The organism is Pseudomonas sp. 31 R 17, from assembly GCF_900004915.1.
Taxonomy (GTDB): domain Bacteria; phylum Pseudomonadota; class Gammaproteobacteria; order Pseudomonadales; family Pseudomonadaceae; genus Aquipseudomonas; species Aquipseudomonas orientalis_A.
This window is the reverse complement of record NZ_CVTN01000079.1, coordinates 300735-320801: the sequence shown is the minus strand read 5'-3', so window position 1 is coordinate 320801 and position 20067 is coordinate 300735. Positions and strand designations below refer to the sequence as shown.

21 protein-coding genes and 1 pseudogene are annotated in these 20067 nt (G+C 59.9%); 15 read left to right on the top strand and 7 right to left on the bottom strand.

What is annotated here, in order from left to right:
* Window positions 1–34 precede the first annotated feature (34 nt).
* From BFP89_RS22995 to BFP89_RS22985, 3 genes are all read left to right on the top strand, one after another.
* Window positions 35–1198 (top strand): ribonucleotide-diphosphate reductase subunit beta, encoded by a 1164-nt coding sequence (locus BFP89_RS22995; RefSeq protein ID WP_176718027.1) that lies wholly within the window; start codon window positions 35–37, stop codon window positions 1196–1198.
* Window positions 1199–1371: 173 nt separating this feature from the next.
* Window positions 1372–2085, top strand: coding sequence for an HNH endonuclease (locus tag BFP89_RS22990; protein WP_065887763.1), 714 nt, complete (start codon window positions 1372–1374; stop codon window positions 2083–2085).
* 72 nt (window positions 2086–2157) lie between these two features.
* On the top strand, window positions 2158–2805 hold the full coding sequence (locus tag BFP89_RS22985; protein ID WP_065887762.1) for an HAD-IB family hydrolase: 648 nt from the start codon (window positions 2158–2160) through the stop codon (window positions 2803–2805).
* A 92-nt stretch (window positions 2806–2897) separates the two neighbouring features.
* Here the strand turns inward: BFP89_RS22985 and BFP89_RS22980 are convergent, their stop codons facing one another.
* Window positions 2898–3857 carry a LysR family transcriptional regulator gene (locus BFP89_RS22980; RefSeq protein WP_065887761.1) on the bottom strand — a complete coding sequence of 320 codons (960 nt, stop codon included), beginning with the start codon at window positions 3855–3857 and terminating at the stop codon, window positions 2898–2900.
* A 193-nt stretch (window positions 3858–4050) separates the two neighbouring features.
* Between BFP89_RS22980 and argH the strand changes: the two genes are divergently transcribed.
* From argH to BFP89_RS27920, 7 genes are all read left to right on the top strand, one after another.
* Window positions 4051–5478 (top strand): argininosuccinate lyase, encoded by a 1428-nt coding sequence (gene argH / locus BFP89_RS22975; RefSeq protein ID WP_065887760.1) that lies wholly within the window; start codon window positions 4051–4053, stop codon window positions 5476–5478.
* A gap of 106 nt (window positions 5479–5584) precedes the next feature.
* Entirely contained in the window at window positions 5585–6463 is an 879-nt protein-coding gene (locus tag BFP89_RS22970; protein ID WP_065887759.1) for an amino acid ABC transporter permease, read from the top strand.
* A 25-nt stretch (window positions 6464–6488) separates the two neighbouring features.
* Window positions 6489–7253 (top strand): amino acid ABC transporter ATP-binding protein, encoded by a 765-nt coding sequence (locus tag BFP89_RS22965; RefSeq protein WP_065887758.1) that lies wholly within the window; start codon window positions 6489–6491, stop codon window positions 7251–7253.
* A gap of 25 nt (window positions 7254–7278) precedes the next feature.
* On the top strand, window positions 7279–8100 hold the full coding sequence (locus tag BFP89_RS22960) for an ABC transporter substrate-binding protein (RefSeq protein ID WP_065887757.1): 822 nt from the start codon (window positions 7279–7281) through the stop codon (window positions 8098–8100).
* Between the two features lie 89 nt (window positions 8101–8189).
* Entirely contained in the window at window positions 8190–9359 is a 1170-nt protein-coding gene (locus BFP89_RS22955) for an MFS transporter (RefSeq protein WP_065887776.1), read from the top strand.
* Between the two features lie 54 nt (window positions 9360–9413).
* Window positions 9414–10361: a hypothetical protein gene (locus BFP89_RS22950; RefSeq protein WP_065887756.1), complete on the top strand. Its 948-nt coding sequence runs from the start codon at window positions 9414–9416 to the stop codon at window positions 10359–10361.
* Window positions 10362–10468: 107 nt separating this feature from the next.
* Window positions 10469–10849, top strand: a complete 381-nt coding sequence (locus tag BFP89_RS27920) for a helix-turn-helix domain-containing protein (protein WP_083208132.1) — start codon at window positions 10469–10471, stop codon at window positions 10847–10849.
* On the opposite strand, the gene BFP89_RS22940 is transcribed toward BFP89_RS27920, so the two are convergent.
* The 4 genes from BFP89_RS22940 to BFP89_RS22925 all read right to left on the bottom strand — a co-directional run bounded on the left by BFP89_RS22940 (window position 10779) and on the right by BFP89_RS22925 (window position 15029).
* A complete protein-coding gene (locus BFP89_RS22940; RefSeq protein ID WP_065887754.1) occupies window positions 10779–11336 on the bottom strand; it encodes an AAA family ATPase in 558 nt (185 codons plus the stop codon). The genes BFP89_RS27920 and BFP89_RS22940 overlap by 71 nt on opposite strands.
* A 136-nt stretch (window positions 11337–11472) precedes the next feature.
* Entirely contained in the window at window positions 11473–12924 is a 1452-nt protein-coding gene (locus BFP89_RS22935) for an amidase family protein (RefSeq protein ID WP_065887775.1), read from the bottom strand.
* Window positions 12925–13124: 200 nt separating this feature from the next.
* Window positions 13125–13862 carry a hypothetical protein gene (locus BFP89_RS22930; RefSeq protein ID WP_176718439.1) on the bottom strand — a complete coding sequence of 246 codons (738 nt, stop codon included), beginning with the start codon at window positions 13860–13862 and terminating at the stop codon, window positions 13125–13127.
* Window positions 13863–13970: 108 nt separating this feature from the next.
* Entirely contained in the window at window positions 13971–15029 is a 1059-nt protein-coding gene (locus BFP89_RS22925) for an MBL fold metallo-hydrolase (RefSeq protein WP_065887753.1), read from the bottom strand.
* A gap of 121 nt (window positions 15030–15150) precedes the next feature.
* On the opposite strand from BFP89_RS22925, the gene BFP89_RS22920 reads away from it, so the two are divergent.
* The 3 genes from BFP89_RS22920 to BFP89_RS22910 all read left to right on the top strand — a co-directional run bounded on the left by BFP89_RS22920 (window position 15151) and on the right by BFP89_RS22910 (window position 17967).
* The gene (locus BFP89_RS22920; protein ID WP_065887752.1) at window positions 15151–15771 is read left to right on the top strand and encodes a TetR/AcrR family transcriptional regulator; all 621 of its coding nucleotides are present in this window, start codon (window positions 15151–15153) and stop codon (window positions 15769–15771) included.
* A 283-nt stretch (window positions 15772–16054) separates the two neighbouring features.
* Window positions 16055–17374 (top strand): methyl-accepting chemotaxis protein, encoded by a 1320-nt coding sequence (locus tag BFP89_RS22915; protein ID WP_065887751.1) that lies wholly within the window; start codon window positions 16055–16057, stop codon window positions 17372–17374.
* 74 nt (window positions 17375–17448) lie between these two features.
* Window positions 17449–17967, top strand: coding sequence for a DUF1003 domain-containing protein (locus BFP89_RS22910; protein ID WP_065887750.1), 519 nt, complete (start codon window positions 17449–17451; stop codon window positions 17965–17967).
* Here BFP89_RS22910 and BFP89_RS22905 read toward each other — a convergent pair.
* Window positions 17964–18848, bottom strand: a complete 885-nt coding sequence (locus BFP89_RS22905; protein ID WP_065887749.1) for a LysR family transcriptional regulator — start codon at window positions 18846–18848, stop codon at window positions 17964–17966. The genes BFP89_RS22910 and BFP89_RS22905 overlap by 4 nt on opposite strands.
* A gap of 80 nt (window positions 18849–18928) precedes the next feature.
* Here BFP89_RS22905 and BFP89_RS22900 point away from each other — a divergent pair, with 80 nt between their 5' ends.
* Both BFP89_RS22900 and BFP89_RS28755 read left to right on the top strand, forming a co-directional pair.
* The gene (locus tag BFP89_RS22900; RefSeq protein WP_065887748.1) at window positions 18929–19636 is read left to right on the top strand and encodes a CTP synthase C-terminal region-related (seleno)protein; all 708 of its coding nucleotides are present in this window, start codon (window positions 18929–18931) and stop codon (window positions 19634–19636) included.
* Window positions 19633–19707 (top strand): annotated as a pseudogene (locus BFP89_RS28755) (antibiotic biosynthesis monooxygenase); the annotation flags it as partial. The gene BFP89_RS22900 and the pseudogene BFP89_RS28755, both read left to right, overlap by 4 nt.
* A gap of 17 nt (window positions 19708–19724) precedes the next feature.
* On the opposite strand, the gene BFP89_RS22895 reads toward BFP89_RS28755, so the two are convergent.
* A complete protein-coding gene (locus BFP89_RS22895) occupies window positions 19725–20048 on the bottom strand; it encodes a DUF2025 family protein (protein ID WP_065887747.1) in 324 nt (107 codons plus the stop codon).
* Between the last annotated feature and the right edge of the window lie 19 nt (window positions 20049–20067).

Below are 20067 nucleotides of genomic sequence, written 5' to 3'. Positions count from 1 at the left end.
AGGCGCCAACGCCGGCCACGCCACCGAAGCCAACATGGACCGCCTCGACGGAGCCGGCGCCGCCGCCGCCATCGAAGCCCGCGCCGTCACCGCCAGTGATTCGGCCGCCATCGCACGCGCCAAGGCCGAACTGGACAAACTCGACGTCGCCGAAGGCCTCGCCGAACTCGAAGGCGCCTCCGCCCGCGTCGCCGTCGACGAAAAGCGCATGATCAACTGCCGCGCCGACCTCAACCAGCTCGTGCCCTTCAAGTACGACTGGGCCTGGCAGAAATACCTCGACGGCTGCGCCAACCACTGGATGCCGCAAGAGGTCAACATGACCGCCGACATCGCCCTGTGGAAAAACCCCGAAGGCCTGACCGATGACGAACGTCGCATCGTCATGCGCAACCTCGGTTTCTTCTCCACCGCCGACTCCCTGGTCGCCAACAACCTGGTGCTGGCCGTGTACCGCCTGATCACCAACCCCGAATGCCGCCAGTACATCCTGCGCCAGGCCTTCGAAGAAGCGATCCACACCCACGCCTACCAGTACTGCATCGAATCGTTGGCCATGGATGAAGGCGAGATCTTCAACATGTACCACGAGATCCCATCGGTCGCTAAAAAAGCCGCCTGGGGCCTGAAATACACCCGTTCGATCTCCGATCCGAAGTTCGAAACCGGCACCGTCGACACCGACAAAGAGTTGCTGCGCAACCTGGTCGCCTACTACTGCGTACTGGAAGGCATCTTCTTCTACTGCGGCTTCACCCAGATCCTGTCCATGGGCCGCCGCAACAAAATGACCGGCGTGGCCGAACAGTTCCAGTACATCCTGCGCGATGAGTCGATGCACCTGAACTTCGGGATCGATGTGATCAACCAGATCAAAATCGAAAACCCGCACTTGTGGGATGCCGAGATGAAGGAAGAAGCGACCCAGATGATTCTGCAGGGGACGCAGCTGGAGATTGAATACGCGCGGGATACCATGCCGCGTGGGGTGCTGGGGATGAATGCGGCGATGATGGAGGACTACCTCAAGTTCATCGCTAACCGTCGCCTGTCACAGATTGGGTTGAAGGAAGAGTATCCGGGGACGACGAATCCGTTTCCGTGGATGAGTGAGATTATGGATTTGAAGAAAGAGAAGAATTTCTTCGAAACCCGTGTAATCGAGTACCAGACTGGCGGTGCGCTGAGCTGGGACTGATCCGAGCAATACTAAAAAGCCCTGACTTGCTCAGGGCTTTTTTATGTTCACTAAATTGAAAGGGATCCTTCTGATGAAGACGCCCGCCAACTCCGACCGCCACGTAGGAAATTTCATAGACGCCATAATGGCTACTCAGTATCGTCCGAGAGTTTTCTACCCTCGGCGGCTGTATGGATATTACGAAAGACAAAACGGACTGGAGCGACGCGGAGCTGGCAGCGGCGGTTGAGGCTTACCTAAAGATGCTGGCCTGGGAACAGAGCGGTCAGTCTTTCAACAAAGCCCTCGAGAACCGACTTCTGCGCGAAGGCCCGGTGGCAAGTCGTGCGAAGGGCTCCATCGAGTTCCGCATGCAAAACATCTCCACCGTGCTAGACCGTATGGGCCTGGAGCGCATCGAAGGCTATAAGCCTGCGAAGAACGTGGGCACGGGCGTAGAACAACGCATCCGCCAAGCGCTCGCCGCGCAGGGTGTGTTCGAATCCGAGGACGCTGCCCAAACAGCAGACGAGCAAACGCTTATCCGCCGCGCGTCCAAGCTGCAGCAACAATCCTCCCTGAAAAGACCGGACGGCATTGTCCAACCGCAGAAAGTATCTACCGTCAGCACAGCGTTCGTTCGCGATCCAAAAGTACGCGCCTGGGTGCTGAAAGAGGCCAACGGCATCTGCGAAGGCTGCGGTTCAAACGCGCCGTTCGAGGTCGACGGCCTGCCATTTCTTGAAGTACATCACGTCAAGCACCTCGCCCAGAAGGGTTCGGATCGCATCTCCAATGCTGTAGCCTTGTGCCCCAATTGCCATCAGCGTTGTCACCGGTCGAGTGATCGGGAGGCTTTCACCGAAGAGCTTTACGCCAAAATCGGAAGATTGGCACGGGAGTAGACTCCTGCTGTCACACCTGATGCACATTCAAAAAATACTAGATAGGACCGAGGCCAACCCGTGAACCCAGACATGCTCGAAGCCGGCCCCATCGACGCCAAAGTACTCTCCGTCTTTGACTTCGACGGCACCCTCACCCACCACGACAGTTTCGTGCCCTTCCTCAAGTTTGCCTTTGGCACTGGCGCGTTTTATGGCCGGATGGTGAAGCTGGCCGTGCCGGGGCTGCGTTTTTTGGTGCGGCAGATCAGCCGGGATGAGTTGAAGGCGCAGTTGATTCGCACCTTTATGACCGGGGTGGAGAAGGCGTGGGTGCAGCAGAAGGCCGAGGAGTACTGCCAGCGCAATTGGGCGCGGTTGATGCGTCCAGCGGGGGTGTTGTCGGTGGAGCAGGAGTTGGGCTCGGGCGCGGTGGTGACGCTGTGTTCGGCGTCGCCGGCGTTGGTGTTGCAGCCGTTTGCCGATCGGCTGGGGATCCGCTTGATCGGGACTGAGCTTGAGGTGGTGGATGGGGTGCTGACCGGTAAGCTCACGGGAAATAATTGCCGCTGTGAGAACAAGGTGCTGCGGCTTGAAGCGGTATATGGGGACCTGGGGGAGTATCGGCTCAGGGCCTGGGGCGATACGCGTGGGGATCGGGAGTTGCTGGCGGCGGCGCAGGATGCGCATTTTCGGCATTTTCATGCGAAGAAGAAAAGGCGGGCTCGGTTGCAGCGGTGATGCGGGTGATTGGGATCGGCTGGAGAACCTAGTCGATCCCATCGCTGCCTCGCTAAAGCTCCACCCCTCCCACATTTGATCTTTGACGGGGCTTAGAGCGGCGTCTTCAGGTCCACGCCCAGCGCCGTTGCAAAGGCTTTGACCATCGGACTTCTTGGCGCGTTGTGGCGCAGGATCAGGTTGAACGCGGTACTCAGGTGGACCAGCTCCGGGCACAGTACGCGCAGGCGCCCTTCCCTTACCAACGGCGCGGCGTAGTGTTCCGGCAGGAAACCCAGGAAGCGGCCGGTGAGGATCAGGATGGCGACGGCTTCCACTTGGGAGGCCGAGGCGGACTGGCTGTCATGGTTGACGAAGTTGGGCTTGTCGCGGTGGATGGCGTAGCGGTGGTTGACCACTTCGTATTGGCGCAGTACCTCGGGCGGGATGTCGTTTGCGGTGAACAGCGGATGTCCTACGGCGCAGTAGGCGTGGGCCTTTTCTTCGTAGAGTGGGAAGTAGTCGAATTCTTCGCGACGTTGGTACACCGGGACGATGCCGGCGACCAGGCGCCCTTCCACGACGCCGCGCTCAACTTCATCCAATTGCGAGGCGTGCAGGCGCAATCTGATCTTTGGCGATTCGCTGTGCAAGGTGCGCAAGGCGGCAATAAGCGGCGAGTTAATGTCGGAGACGGTGTTATCAATAACGCCCACACTAAGGTCACCAATAAGCTCGTTTTGCGCTGAACTAAGCTTGTCGCGAAAACTGTCCACTGAGGTAAATAACTCAATGGACGCTTGATACACCAACTTGCCTTCTTCGGTCAGCCCGAAGCCTTCCCGGCCCCGTGTGCACAGGCGCATGCCGATGCGAATCTCGAGGTCGGAGATCTGTTTGCTGATGGCCGCCAGGCCCACGTTCAACTCGTTTTGCGCGGCACTGAAACCGCCGGCCTCGACCACGGCCATGAATACCCGCAGCAACTTGAAGTCCAGCCCGCTCAGTTGCAGCGGTGGTCGTGTGCCGGGTTTGGGGGGCAGGTTTCCAGAAGTGGAAAGTGGGGTTTCCATAATGCGCGTTGACCTCGAGTGCCATATTCAACAGGCTTGAACCCAATCCTTGAACATAGCCAGGCGGCGATAATGAACATAAACATCCGCCCTTGGCAACCTTGAATACGGCGCGTCAGACGCCGGTTCCAACGCGTTGAAATTTTCTTGTTACTGCCTCCGACTCTTCTAAAAACAAGCGTGAGGAATACCCATGTCCCAGCCCACCGACCGCCTTTGGGGCGCTCGTTTCAAGACCGGTCCGTCTGCGGCATTGGCCGCGTTGTCGCGCTGCCCCGAGCGCTATTTTCGCCTCACGCCCTACGACCTGGCCGGCTCCCGTGCCCATGCCCGTGAGTTGCAGCGCGCCGGGTTGCTGGATGAGTCGGAGACCCTGCGCACGCTGGAAGCCCTGGACCGTATCGGCGATGACTTCGCCGCCGGCCGCCTGCATCCAACCCTGGATGACGAAGACGTACACACCTTTATCGAACGCGTATTGACCGAGCGCCTCGGCGCCCTGGGCGGCAAGCTGCGCGCCGGGCGTTCGCGCAATGACCAGACGGCCAACGACCTGCGCCTGTTCCTGCGTGACCATGCGCGCACCATCGCCACCGAGGTGCTGGGTTTGCAGCAGGCACTGGTCGAGCAGGCCGAGCAGCATATTGAGAGCATCTGCCCCGGCTTCACCCATCTGCAGCAGGCGCAGCCGATTGTGTTCGCCCACCACTTGCTGGCCCATGCGCAGTCGATGCTGCGCGATGTGCAGCGCCTGGTGGATTGGGATGCGCGTACGGCGTTGTCGCCCCTCGGCGCGGCGGCGATGGCGGGTTCGGCGATTGCACGCCAGCCGCAGTATTCGGCCAAGGAAATGGGTTACACCGGCCCGTGCGAAAACTCCATCGACGCTGTCGCCAGCCGCGACCATGTCGCAGAGTTTCTGTTTGTGGCGGGCATGCTCGGGGTGAATATTTCGCGGCTGTCGGAGGAGTTTTGCCTGTGGTCGTCGCGCCAGTTTCGCTGGGTGGTATTGGATGATGCCTACGCTACCGGTAGCTCGATCATGCCGCAGAAAAAGAACCCGGACATTGCCGAACTGGCGCGGGGCAAGGCCGGGCGTTTGATTGGCAACCTGACCGGGTTGATGTCGACGCTCAAGTCGTTGCCGCTGTCGTACAACCGGGACTTGAGCGAAGACAAGCACAGCGTGCTGGACAGTGTGGACACCTTGCTGCTGGTGTTGCCGGCGATGGCCGGGATGGTCGCGACCATGAAGGTGCAGGTCGACGAGCTGCGGCGGCAGGCGCCGATGGGTTTTACCCTGGCCACTGAGGTGGCGGATTGGCTGGCCACCCGGGGCGTGCCGTTTAAAGAAGCGCATGAGATTACCGGCGCGTTGGTGCAGGCCTGTGAGAAGCATGAGATTGAGTTGTGGGAAGCCTCACCGGCAATGTTGGCGCAGGTGGATACGCGACTCACACCTGAGGTGCGCGATTGCTTGACCCTGGAGGCGGCGATTGCGGCGCGCAGCGGGTGGGGTGGCACGGCGCCGGAGCGGGTGAAGGAGCAGATTGGGCGGTTGAAGGTGGCGTTGGCTGAGCAGCACAAGTGGGCTGAGGGATATCAGGGGTTTCGGATTTGAGTCTGTGGACTTTGTGGCGTCTGGGCCGGCCTCTTCGCAGGCAAGCCAGCTCCCACACTTGGACCGCGTACACCCGTTAGAGCGTTAATAGTTTCGGAGAATCACCATGAACCAAACCCCGGCCGAGCGCTTGGCGATAGAGCGCAAGTTGTCCGAGAATCAGTTCGATATCACCCAGTACGAGCACGTACCGCGGCGTTATTACGGGCGGATGTTTTTTGCCACGTTGATCGTGATTGCGTTGGCGGCGCTGTTGCGTGCGTTTGCCAATGGTCAGATCGAATGGTCCTACATCGGGCAGTTCCTGACATCTGAAGCCATTCTTTGGGGCCTGGCCAATACCATCATCATGTCGATCCTGGCGATGGCGCTGGGCGTGGTCATCGGGGTAATCACGGCGATCATGCGCATGTCGGCCAACCCGATCCTGCGCTACGTGGCGATCACTTACACCTGGTTGTTTCGCGGTACGCCGTTGATTCTGCAACTGCTGTTGTGGTTCAACCTGGCGCTGATCTTCCCGGTGATCGCCATTCCCGGCCTGTTCAGCCTCGACACCGTTGACCTGATGACGCCGTTTGTGGCCGCCCTGCTCGGCCTCAGCATCAACCAGGGCGCCTACACCGCCGAGGTGGTGCGCGCCGGGCTGTTGTCGGTGGACACCGGCCAGTACGAAGCGGCCAAGTCGATCGGCATGCCGAGCCTGCAGGCGCTGCGCAGGATCATTCTGCCGCAGGCCATGCGCGTGATCATTCCGCCGGTAGGCAACGAGTTCATCAGCATGGTGAAAATGACCAGCCTGGCCAGCGTGATCCAGTACTCGGAGCTGCTGCACAACGCGCAAAACATCTACTACGCCAACGCGCGGGTCATGGAGCTGCTGATGGTGGCCGGCATCTGGTACCTGGCGGTGGTGACGGTTCTTTCATTTGGTCAAAGCCGCCTCGAGCGTCGTTTTGCCCGCGGCGCCGGCAAGCGTTCGTAAGTCTGGGTTGAGGAGATTTGCCCCCATGAGAAGCATCGTCAAGGCCGTCAACCTGAACAAGTATTACGACCAGTATCACGCGCTGCGCGACATCAATATCGAGGTCGAGCAAGGCGAAGTGATGTGCATCATCGGCCCATCAGGATCGGGTAAAAGCACCCTGCTGCGTTGCGTCAACCAGTTGGAAAAAATCGACAAGGGCGGCCTGTGGGTCGACGGCGAACTGGTCGGTTACCGGGTGGTCGGCAACAAACTGCACGAGATGAACGAAGTGCAGATCGCCCGGCAGCGCCTGGCCACCGGCATGGTGTTCCAGCGTTTCAATTTGTTCCCGCACATGACCGTGCTGCAAAACATCATCGAAGGCCCGTGCCAGGTGCTCAAGCGCTCGCCCAAGGAGGCCACCGAGGATGCGCTGGAGTTGCTGGCCCGCGTGGGCCTGGCGGACAAGCGCAATGCCTACCCGGTGGAGTTGTCCGGCGGCCAGCAGCAGCGTGTGGCAATCGCCCGTGCGTTGGCGATGCGCCCCAAGCTGATGCTGTTTGACGAACCCACGTCAGCCCTCGACCCGGAGCTGGTAGGCGAAGTGCTGTCGGTGATGCGCGATTTGGCCACCACCGGCATGACCATGATCGTGGTCACCCATGAGTTGGGCTTTGCCCGTGAAGTGTCCAACCGCATGGTGTTTATGGATGCCGGCCAGATTGTGGAAGCCGGCAGCCCCGAAGACATTCTAATAAGCCCACAAAACCCGCGCACCCAAAGCTTTATTTCTGCCGTTCGCACTTAACTAAAAAACTAACGAGAACGCCCCCATGAAAAAGATGTTTATTCCTTCGTTGCTCGCCGGCCTGATGGCTTCCAGCGCGGTGTTCGCGGCCTTGCCCGCAGCCATCAAGGACAAGGGTGAGATCAGCGCGGCCATCGTGCCGAACTACCCGCCGATGGATTTCAAGGACCCGGCCACCAATAAGCTCACCGGCTTTGATTTCGACCTGGGCAACGCCCTGGCCGAACGTCTGGGTGTGAAGATCAAATGGCAGGAAACCGGCTTCGAGCAGATGCTCAGCGGCCTGACCACCAAGCGCGTCGACATTGTGCTGTCGGGCATGACCGACACCGCCGAGCGTCAGAAATCGGTGACCTTTATCGACTACTTCACCAGTGGCCCGCAGCTGTACACCCTGGCCAAGCGTGAAGAGATCAAGGAATTGACTGACCTGTGCGGTAAAAAAGTCGGCACCAGCCGCCGTACCACCTGGCCGTCGGAAATTGCCGCGTGGAGCAAGGAAAACTGCGAAGCGGCGGGTAAGCCGGCGATCGTGGTGATCGGCACCGAAGGCTCGGCCGATGCGCGCGCGCAGTTGCAGCAGAACCGCCTGGATGCGGCGATGCAGGGCAGCGAGACGATTCCTTATCTGATGTCGCTGGACAAAGGCAAGTACAAGCCGGTGGGGCTGGCGATTTCCAAACAGTTCACCGGGCTTGGGATCGAGAAGAGCAATACGGAGTTGGTCGCCGCGATCAGTGAAGCGTTGCAGGGCATGATTGATGACGGGACCTACGGCAAGATTTTGAAGAAGTGGGATCTGGAGCAAGGTGCGGTCGAGAAGATCAGCATCAATGCGGGCCAGTAGAAACAAGGTCTGAAAATGTGGGAGGGCAAGCCCCCTCCCACATTGGATCTGTGTGTTCATAAGCAAAAACAAGGATGCTCTCCCCCACCGTGGCCACCTACTCCCTGGTAATTCGTCGCCTGTTGATTTGCTCGGTGACCATCGTGGTCAGCCGGTCCATGACCAGCCCGCTGCTGGCCCTCTGGCTGAGCACCCGCCTGGGCCTCAACCAGCAGGACATCGGCCTGCTGATGGGCGTTGCCGTGTTTATCGCCACGTTGCTCGGTTTGTACGGCGGCTACATCATCGACCGCCTGGAAAAGCGCAAGCTGCTGATCCTGGCCATGCTCTCCAGCTCCATCGGTTTTCTGTTGCTGACGTTTGCCAGCAACCTCTACCTCACCACGCTGACCCTGGTGATCACTGAAGCCGCGTCGGCGCTGTTCCTGATCGGTTCCAAGGCGATCATCAGCGAAAACCTCGCGGTGGGTGAGCGCGCCAAAGTGTTTTCCCTGCGCTACACCCTGACCAACGTCGGCTATGCCACAGGCCCCATGGTCGGCGTGGTGATTGCCGGCCAACTGCCCTGGGCGCCGTTCCTGATCGCCAGCGCGATTGCTTTTGGCAGCCTGTTCCTGATGGTAGGCATTGCCCCGACCGCACGGGATACCCGTCATAAACCGCAAAGCTTTCTGCGCACCCTGCAGACCTTGCGCAGCGACCGCACGCTGATCCTCTTCACCAGCGGCAGTTTGTTGAGCACCATTGTCCACGGGCGCTACACCCTGTATCTGTCGCAGTTTCTACTGGTTGCCTACAAGCCCGCAGCCGCCTTGAAGATTCTGTCCGCCGTGTTGGCCTGCAACGCCATCACGGTGATTTTGCTGCAGTACCAGATTGGCCGTTTTCTCAAACGCGAGCAGTTACGCCACTGGATTGCGCTGGGCACCTTGCTGTTTATTCTCGGGTTGATGGGGTTCAGCCTGGCCGACAGCCTGGTCAGTTGGTGCCTGGCGATGTTCGTATTCACCTTGGGCGAGATGATTATCTACCCCGCAGAGTTCCTGTTTATCGACACCATCGCCCCCGATGCACTGCGGGGCAGCTACTACGGCGCGCAGAACCTGGCGGCGTTTGGCGGAGCGATGAGCCCGGTGATGTGTGGGTACCTGCTGATCAATGCGACGCCGGCCAGCATGTTTTATGCCCTGGCGGCATTGACCGCAGCCGGTGGAACCCTGTGTTTCCTGAGTGGGCGACGGGTTGCAAGTTCTTGCTGATATTTGCGCAGGTTCTCGCTATTAATAGCCAAACCTCTCACGGACCCGAGCCCCATGAAATTCGATACGGCCTACAGCCTGAGTCTCGATGACAAGCTGTCGATCTATGACGTACGAGACCTGAATTTCGACGAAACCGCCGATTTCGATTCCGACACAGACCACTTTCTGTGCCCCAACGATGTCTGCCGCGCGGCGTTCGATACCGGCAATACCCTGAGTACGTTCAACGCAAAGAACCTCAACTACAAGCGCACGCCGCACTTCAAGAACAAGACCGGCACCCGGCATATCGAAGGTTGCCGCTACGCCAGCGCGCACCGGAACGCGACCGGAGAAAGCGATGACGATCGCGAGGAAAACTTCCCGTCGGAGTTTGTGCTGACACGGCGTCAATACGAACGTAAGAGCCATCTGACAGGCACCGAGAACGTCGCCCTGCAAGAATCAACGAAGACCCCTTCAAATCGCGTCACCACATCCCACGGCAACAACGACACCACCCCGGACAAAACCAGCGTATTCGCCCACCCGGTGGAGTGCTACGTGTCAAATATCGATGACAAGGACAAGCTCAAATCAATGCCGTTGAAAATCGGCGAGCACACGGCGACGTACTGGACGTTCTTCAAAAAAATCGAATACCTGCAGGACAACAAGGGCCTGATCTACTGGGGCAGGATCAAGGCCATCAAGGACTACACCAGCAGCTTTCGCATCGACTTCGAAAAGAAGGTATGGCTCGACAAAAAGCCCTACGCCGTCAACGTCTACCTGAGCAAAAAGCTCATCGAGAACTATCGCAAGCGCACGGCATTTCTGGAGCAGATCAAGGCCGCAGCAGCCAGCGAACAAGCGCTGTATTGCTTTTTCTATGGCGTCACGCCGCAGCTCAAGCACGTGCCGAGCAAGAAGAACCCCGAGCAGACGTTCGGGGTATTCAGTGCCAATATTGAAAACCTGGATCACCTGATCATTCGCGAGGCGCCCGGCGTGGAATAGGCGCAAGCTGGAACGCCAGCCATTGCCCCGAGTTGATGAGCGGTAGGAACAACTGTATAAAAACACAGTATAGTTGTGCCTCCCCTGTCGAACCTGGAGAAATCCCCATGTCCTCTCTGGCAATGAGCTCTTTCGTAGAACAGCAGATCGTCCTTCATCAATTCACCGCCAAACACAGCGCCCAGGCCCGTGTCATGTTGGGCTGGAGCCGCGAAGAACTGGCCCGCCAGGCTGACGTGGCGGTGCAGGCCGTTCAACAACTGGAGAGCCACGGCGACGTGGATGATGAAACTCGACTGGCCCTGGCGTTTTGTCTGGAGGCCCAAGGGCTGGTGTTTTTCCCGGGGTTTGCACCCGGATGGGGAATGAGCAAACGCCGGTTCGACGTCGTATCGGCCGAGCCTGCCACACCTGGCATTATCTCCCGGTTGCTGGGCTCACCCACTGCATCAATTGAGTCAACAACGCCTCAACCGAATGGCGCGTAGAGTCCAGCCGGATCACCGGGCAACTCAGTGGTTTCAACCAGCTTTCATGCCGACGCAAACTGCGCAGGCTGTGGTTGCCGTCGTCGTAACGCGCGGCCCAGTCAAGAAATGCAGCGCTGTTTGCATGGCGGCTGCCACCTTCGAGTATCTGGTCGCCGTAGCGCTGTTGTTCTCGCACGCGCAGGCGATGCAGGCGGACGTCGGGGTCCAGGCGCAGAAAGACCACGTGGGTGAACAGTGGGATCATGGTATCCCCCCATCCGCATAGCGAGCCGGACAACACCCAACCTTCATGGCGTGCGGTGTGTTCCTGCAGCAGGCGGATGCGCTCACCTTTGGGTCGGGCAGCAGAGAATGGCTCCGGGGTTTGCTGCCAGTAATAGAAGTCCGAGTCGAAAAAGGCCACATTCAGGCGGTCGGCCAACGCCTTGCCCAGGGTGGACGTACCGGCGCCCGCAGCGCCAAGGATGTGAATTCTACAGGCCATGGTTTTCTCTCCATGACATTGAGTTCAAGCCACGCCGACGTTGGGCCAGCAGTGGCGCAGCCCTATGCATTATTTGTCGATTGGCCGCACAGGAACAACCTCTGCCGTATGCCATCGGGCAGAGGTTGGATCACATTCAGACGTTGCCTGCAGGTACCTCAGCGGCGTTATCTGCCGTTACGGGCGCTGGCGTAAACGGAGTGCCGGGGAGGAATGCCGGTTCTTTGATCGCCTGTGTGGCTTGCTCATAAACGTAGGCAGCCGACAGTAATGTCGCCTCGCTGTTGGCTGCCCCGTAAAGGTAAAGTGCAGTTGGCATACCTTCATCATCCATGCCGGACGGAACGGACATTCCGGGGTAGCCTGCCGCTGCGGTGAAAAAATAATTGTTCGAGAGGAAATTCGACACCATGGCGTCGAGCTTGTGCTCTTTCATCGGATCATCGATGGTTTTCTGAAAAAGAGGGAGGACGCTCTCCCACAGCTCATCGCGCTGGTCCTGAGTCGTTTCCAGGCCATTGATAATCTCAAGCAGCTTGTGATCAGGCTCACCCGGTTGCTGGGTACGCTGATTGAATGCAATCAGATCGCTAATCGATTTGACCGGCAAGCCTTCGCGTCCGGCGAGATACTCCTCCAAGTGATGCTTGACGTCTGAAAACAACGCTTCGTTGTAATCGCTGTAGGTTTGCTCTTCGACGCCCGCCTCGAGGGTGCCGACGGGCACCAGGATCGCACCTTGAGACCGCAGCACCTCAAGCGCCTCTGCGTAATGCTTGCTGTCGGCGCGCTTCGCGGGGTCCTTTGCATCCTCTTCGGACAATTCAGGCACCGGCGTGTAGCCGATGCGCTTGCCCTTCAACGCATCGGAGCGCAGGCCTTCGGTGTAGACACGGGTCTCGGCCATGGCGTTGAGCGCTTCTGCCGCGTCGCAGACATTGCGGGTGAATGTGCCAATCGTATCCATGCGTGAACTGGTCATGACACCTTCGTTGCTCAGCAAGCCTACGGAGGTTTTCAAGCCAAACACGCCGTTATAAGCCGCTGGCGTAATGACCGATCCGCTGGTTTCCAGCCCCAACGCCAGCGGGACATGCCCCTGGGCAACTGCCACGGCGGAGCCTGAACTCGACCCTGCTACCACCCCGCCCAGGCGATGTGGGTTCAGCGTTTGGCCGCCTCGCGAACTCCAGCCATCCACGGGCAGTTCAGAGCGGAAGTTGGCCAGTTCGCTCATATTGGTTTTACCGACAACCACCACCCCCGCCCCCAGCAAGTTATCCACAACCCTGGCATTTTTAGTCGCTGCCTTTCCCACCAAAGCCCTGGAACCACCGCTTGTTTGCATACGGTCCCTGGTTTCGAACACGTCCTTGAGGGCAATGGGAACGCCGTGCAGATACCCGCGCACATGACCTCTTTTACGCTCCAGATCGCGAGCCCTGGCGTCGTTGAGGGCATCCGGGTTGGTTTCTACAAACGCGTTACCGCCCTGCAGGCCACGGTCAATAGTAGCGATTTGTCTGAATGAGTCCTTCACCAGCGACTCTGAGGTGACCCCACCCTGGCTGGCCATCTCCCCTGCCATTTGACAGGCGCCCTTGAAGCCCTGCGGCGGATTTGAAAGTTCTTGCAACAGGCCTGACGCCCACCCACCTGCCGAAACGGGTCCGATCATGAAATACCCCTGTAAGTGACTGAATGAGAGTTATCTTGCGATAACCCGGCAGCAGTCTAAGAGGTTGTTCCGGCAGCGCTGTACAGCGCTAATCCTACCGCCCGGTATGATCATTCCATAACCGCTGTAGGTGCGCTGGGTGATATGAGCTGAGCATAAGCTCGCAGTACAACCCTCACCCGCTCGCCCGCCCAGCGGGCCCCATAAAACCAAAGCCTGGCCCCATCTTCCAGTGCCTGGCAGCCACTGGGGTAGCCGCTTGCACACGCGGCATGAAACGCCTGGCTTTGCTCGTCTGATATCAAGGCATCCAGACGATGGCGGGTCGCAAGCTCATCAATGGCCGTGCCGGATTCAAGCGGGTCGCTCGTACACTGCACGTCCACTGCCACCAACTGCACGCCCGCCTGGCGCAGGATGACGAACGCTCGCTGCAGGGTCGCACTGTGGTCGGCGGGCTCGATAAGACCATCGCGTACATAGCGGCTGGCATAACCGATGCGCCACCCCTCCAGTACCAGGGATGCACGCGAAGCGCTGTTGTTTTGCACCAGGGGGACTTCAACCATCACGGGCTCAGTGGGGTCGACACCACTGATGGCGATCAGTGATAAAGCCGGGTCGCGCGGGGGTTTGATCATGGGCGCCAAAGCGTTGTAACCGGGTATGACCACCGCGCCCTCAGCGCGTGCGGCACCGAAGACGATAGCACCGGGGTTGGCGTTATCGGTACGCGCCGCCGTGGTGCTGGCAGAGCCAGGATCAACGCTCCCCTGCTCAACGGCATGCGACGCCGCCGAGAAGCAGGGTATGCCCAATCGCCATAGTTTCTTGCAGTCGTCGCTCATGACAACGTCTCCCCGAAATTGAATTTCCGAGGGATCATCGCACTCCCTTCCGACGTTTGTCGCAGCGTTGAAACACCCTGAAAATACCTTTTTCCACACGCTCGTCAATTAGCCCGCAGCGTGTTCTTTTGCATCATGACTCTCTACTTCCAGCCACCACGCATGCCCTCGCTCGGGCTGGTTGAGCCTGAACGCCTGGCCCATGGCCGGCGTGGTGATCGACACATTGCGCTCCCAGGCCAGTGCCATGATGCGGTCGAACGGCTCGTGCCAGGCGTGGAACGCCAGGTCGAACGTACCGTTGTGAATCGGTAGCAGCCAACGGCCCTTGAGGTCGATATGCGCCTGCAATGTCTGCTCCGGCTGCATATGCACGTGAGGCCAGTCGACGTTGTAGGCCCCGGTCTCCATGAGGGTCAGGTCAAACGGCCCGTATTGCTCGCCGATCCGCTTGAAACCGTCGAAATACCCCGTGTCGCCGCTGAAAAAAATCCGCCGCGCGTCATCGATCATCACCCAGGAACACCACAGGGTCTGGTTGCCGTCAAACAGGCCACGCCCGGAAAAATGCTGCGCCGGCGTGGCAACAAAGCGAATGCCATCGACCTCGGTGCCCTGCCACCAGTCCAGTTGCCGCACTTTGTCGGCATCCACACCCCATTTGACCAGCGTGTCTCCCACCCCCAAAGGCGCCAGGAAGTAACGCGTCTTGTCGGCCAGTTGCACGACAGCCGCGCGGTCAAGGTGGTCGTAGTGATTGTGGGACAGGATCACCGCCTCCAACGGCGGCAACTCTTCAAGGCTGATAGGCGGCTGGTGGAAACGCTTGGGGCCGGCCCAACTGAACGGCGAGGCGCGCTCGGCAAATACCGGGTCGGTGATCCAGAACTTACCGCGCATTTTCAGCAACACGGTTGAATGGCCCAGGCGGAACACGCTGTGATCGGGGGCTGCCATCAGGTGTTCGCGCGTCAGGCGCTGTACCGGGATATTGCCCACAGGCCGTGTCGTACGCGGTTTGTTGAACAACATGTTCCAAAAGATACGCAAGGTCTTGCCAAAGCCACCGTGCGGCACCGGCGCATCGTTATGAAAATGCCCCTGCTCCCGCTCGGCAGGCTTGCGCGCAGTGGGTGCGGGATCGAGACGGGTTGAAAGGGTGCCCATTACACAGTGACTCCTACGTCTGCGGATGAATTACACTGCACAGTGTAGTTTCTACATTGCAACAAAATCCTGAACAAGTAAACTGCCGAGTGTAACTTCATCTTCGAGCCGAACGCCCTCCATGAATGCCTCCCCACGCCTCACCGACCGTAAACGCGAAGCTATCGTGACGGCGGCCATTGCCGAATTTCGCGCAAATGGCTTCGAGGTCACCAGCATGGACAGGATCGCCGCCACTGCCGGGGTTTCCAAGCGTACGGTGTACAACCACTTCCCCAGTAAAGAAGAGCTGTTTGCCGAAATCATGCACAAATTGTGGGTCAGCAGCGCCGCGCAACTGGATGTGGCCTACAGCCGCGACCAACCCCTGCGCGATCAATTGCGCCAGTTGCTGGAAGCGAAAATGAAGATGATGTCGGATACCAACTTCCTCGACCTGGCGCGCGTGGCCATTGCGGCCACCATTCATTCGCCGGCACGCGCCCAGGACATGGTCAACCGCCTGAGCGCCCGTGAAGAAGGCTTTACCCTGTGGATACGCGCCGCCCAGGAAGATGGCCGGTTGAGTGGCAACGACCCGGCGTTCGCCGCTCACCAGGTACAAAGCCTGCTCAAGGCCTTCGCATTCTGGCCGCAGATTACCCTTGGCCAACCTACCCTCGATGCAGCGTCTCAGGCCCATGTGATCGAATCGGCGATCGATCTGTTCCTGGCAGGTTATGAGGTCAATGCTCACCGCTGACGCTAAGCCGTCCGGCCTGAGTCGTCTTACAACGCTTCGTCTGAATTTTCTTCCGCCAGCCTGCCGCGATAGCATAATGCCGCCATTGGTCGCATGGTCATGAAATACGCCCCCAACGCGGCGAACTTCTCGGCTGGCCGATCACTCTGAACCCGTTGTTCCACCCCTCTGTCAGCACAAGGAAGCTGGCAATGAGCAAGTCAACCGTAAGGCCCAGATGCCCTACGGGGTCAGGCGCATCTACATGGAATCCTCATACGCATGCCTGCTCGAGCTTCCGACCATGCTATTCAATGCTTACAAAAAAACCATCACCGCCTTGCAACACACCAATGCCCAACAAGCCAGCCTGCTGGACGCGATCGAGCGCTCCATGGCGGTCATCGAATTCGACACGCAGGGCACGGTGCTGCGCGCCAATGACAATTTCCTCAAGACCATGGGCTATCGCGCCGAACAGATCCTGGGCCAACCCCACCGCCTGTTCTGCACACCGGCGTTCGCCCGCAGCGCCGAGTACAACCACCTGTGGACGCATCTACGCAACGGCCAATTCGAGTCGGGCACCGTTGAGCGAGTGGGCGCCAATGGCCAATCGGTGTGGCTGGAAGCCAGTTACAACCCGGTAAAGGATGAAGCCGGCCGCGTGATCAAAGTCGTGAAATACGCGATGGACGTCACCCCGCGCCTGCAGGCCGAAAGTGAAGCCAACGCCAAGCTGCAAGCCATCGACCGCGCCATGGCGATGATCGAGTTCAACCTCGATGGCACCATCATCACCGCCAATGCGAACTTCCTGCAGCGCATGGGCTACAGCCTGGCGCAGATCCAGGGCAAGCATCACCGCCTGTTCTGCACACCAGAGCTGGCCGGCAGCGCCGCCTACAGCGAATTCTGGAAACGTCTGAACCAGGGTGAACTGTTCAACGGCCAGTTCGAGCGTGTGGACAAACACGGCAACACGCTGTGGCTCGAAGCCAACTACAACCCGGTGTACGACGCCAGCGGGCGTCTGTGCAAGGTGGTGAAGTTTGCGTCGGACGTCACCGCCCGTGTGCAACAGCATGCCGCTGACGCGCAAAGCGCTGCGCAGGCGTATCACCTGTCGCTCAATACCCAGGACATGGCCGAAAAAGGCGCCGACGTGATTCAGAAAACCGCCACCGGCATGCGCGACATTGCCGTGGATATTGACGCATCCTCGCAACTGATCGCCAAGCTGGGCGAGCGGTCGCAGCAGATCACCACCATCGTCAACACCATTCGCGGGATCGCCGACCAGACCAACCTGCTGGCCCTCAACGCCGCCATCGAGGCCGCCCGCGCCGGCGAGCAAGGCCGTGGCTTTGCCGTGGTCGCCGATGAGGTCCGCCAATTGGCGGCGCGCACCAGCGGCTCCACGGCGGAAATTTCCGGCATGATCGCCATGATCCAGGACGAAACCCGCCAGGCCATCGACAGCATGGACGCCACCCGCGACCGTGCGGCTCAGGGCGTGGAGCTGGCCAACCAGGCCGGTACGGTGATCCTGCAGATTCGTGAAGGCACCAGCGAGGCGGTGCAGGCGGTGAGCGCGTTCGCCAACGAGCGAGGCAATCGCTGACGGCTTCTTCATGTGCCTGGCCGGGAGGCTCGGTCTATAGTGCGTAAGCCCTACGCCATCGACTCGAGCCTGCCATGACCTCAGATAAACCCGACCCGATCGCTGTCGACCACCTGCGTTTCCATCGCCACCACGCTCACCTGGCGCCGACCTTTGGCAACGATACCTTTGCCCTCAAGGCCGAGGCCTTCGCGCGCTTCTTTGGCACCCCAACGTTCCTTGGCGCGCAAACCGCCATTGTGGTGCTGTGGGTGGTGCTGAACGCGACCGGCATCACCCACTTCGACGTCTACCCCTTCATCCTGCTCAACCTGGCCTTCAGCCTGCAATCGGCCTATGCCGCGCCGCTGATCCTGCTGGCCCAGACGCGCCAGGCAGCACGCGACAAAGCCCAGTCCGACGCCGACGCGCAGCACCGCGAAGCCCTGGCCACCGCCAATACCGCACGCCAGGCCCAGGCGGAACAGACCACCCAACAGCTGCTGGAGCTGTTGGAGCAGAACACGCGGTTGACGCAAATGACCAAACAGCTGACCGAGCGTATCGAAACCCTGACCAGTGAAATGCATGAGCACTTTGTGCGCAAAACCTAACGGCGCAGCCAGCGCACGTGTCGCCCCAGCTCATCAAACAGCGTCACCACCGAACGCAACGCCCGGCAATCAGGGCGCGTCAACAGCCACAGCGCCGTGTCATATCCTGCCAAAGCGGGGCCCAGCCGTTGCAAGCCATCGTCGATCAGGAAATCCGGCAACGCCGCCACCCCAAGCCCGGCGCGTACCAATGCCGTCACCGACTGCATGCTGTTGCAGCGATAACCGGGACGCACGCCCGGCAGATGCTCGCGGCGCCAGGCCACGGTGGGGTGGTCGGGCAAGAAGTCATCCGGCGCGATCCAGGTCAGATCGGCCAGTTCATGGCCTGCATGCCGACGGGCGTAGTCGGCACTGGCGCACACCTGATACGTCACCGTGCCCAGGCAACGTCCGACAAGATGCTCCGGCGGGTTCCTGGTCAGGCGCAGCGCGATATCCGCATCGCGGCGGCTGAGGTTGGCGAAATCGTTGGAGGTGCTCAGCTCCAGGATCAACGCCGGATAGTCCGCCATGAAGCCGGCCAGGGCGGGTAGCAGCAGACCTTGCAGCACCGAGTCGGAACAGGTCAGGCGCACCGTGCCGCTGATCACTTCACCGCCCTGCTCCACACCGATGCGTGCAGCCTCCAGGGCAAGCTCTGCGCGCTCGGCCTGTTGCGCCAAGTGGTTGGCCAGACTGGTAGGCAGATAGCCGGCGCGGCTTTTTTCAAACAGCGGTTGGCCCAGGGCTGCTTCCAGGCGCCGTACTGCGCGGAACACCGTGGACACATCCACGCGCAGCAATCCCGCCGCCCGCGCCAGCGTGCCGCCACGCACCAGAGCGAGGACCAGCGACAGGTCGTTATAGTCGAGCTGATAGTGCGTGGCTGCATTGACCATGTGGTAAAACGCCAATATCGATTGCGTGAACGCCAATCTATAGTGCCCACCAGGACACCACAAGCCATGGGATGCACACGATGAACGACACCCCGCTGCACCTCGCTCTGATCGGCGATTACAACCCCGACGTGATTGCGCACCAGGCCATCCCGGTAGCGCTGCAACAAGCGGCCCAAGCCCTGAAGCTTGACGTCAACCTGCACTGGCTCGGCACCGACACCCTCACCTCCACGGCCTCGCTGCACGGGTTTGACGGCTTCTGGTGCGTGCCTGCCAGCCCTTATCGCGACATCGAAGGCGCGCTGCGAGCCATCCGCTTTGCCCGCGAACAGCGGCGACCTTTCCTCGGCACCTGCGGTGGTTTTCAGCACGTGGTACTCGAATATGCCCGCAACGTGCTGGGATGGGCGGATGCCGAACACGGCGAGTTGGTACCGGACGCCGAACGCGCGGTCATTACGCCATTGAGCTGTGCGCTGGTGGAAGCCAGCGACACCGTGCGCCTGCTAGCCAATACGCGTATCGCCCAAGCCTACGGCGGCCTGGATATCCACGAAGGTTATCGTTGCAGCTACGGTATCAATCCAGAGTTCGCTGGCGCACTGCTCGACGGGGCGTTGATCCCCGGCGGCCATGACGCGGCTGGCGAGCTTCGCGCAATAGAGCTGCTGGGCCATCCATTTTTCGTCGCCACGCTGTTCCAACCCGAACGCGCCGCCCTCAAAGGCACGACGCCGCCGCTGGCGATAGCCCTGCTCAAGGCGTGCCGGGAGGCTTCGGCATGATCGCCAGGACACCGGCAGCGCCTTACTACGCAGTGATTTTCAGCTCACTGCGCACCGATGGCGACCAGGGTAGCGCGATTACACAGGCCTAGCCGACCAGGCTACGCAACGCACTGATCTGCGCGATCTCGACCCGACGCATATACACCCGCAACGGTTCGCTGATGTTGAGCCGGTCGTCGATATTCTGCTCCAGCAGTAACTGAATGCGCGCGCGTGACAGGAGCATGCTGTGGTCGGCAGCCGGGACCCAGACGAACTCGGCGGTGGGAATGATGCCGTCATCGGCCACGTCCATGCCGAAGGCATCTTCGCTGAAACGCACGATGTACTGGCCAGTCTTGCGATTCAGGCCAACAAAACCGTGGAGTTGGTCGGCGGCCTGGCAGATAAGCTCGGAAGTGATGCGCATGGTAAACCTCACTGAAAAG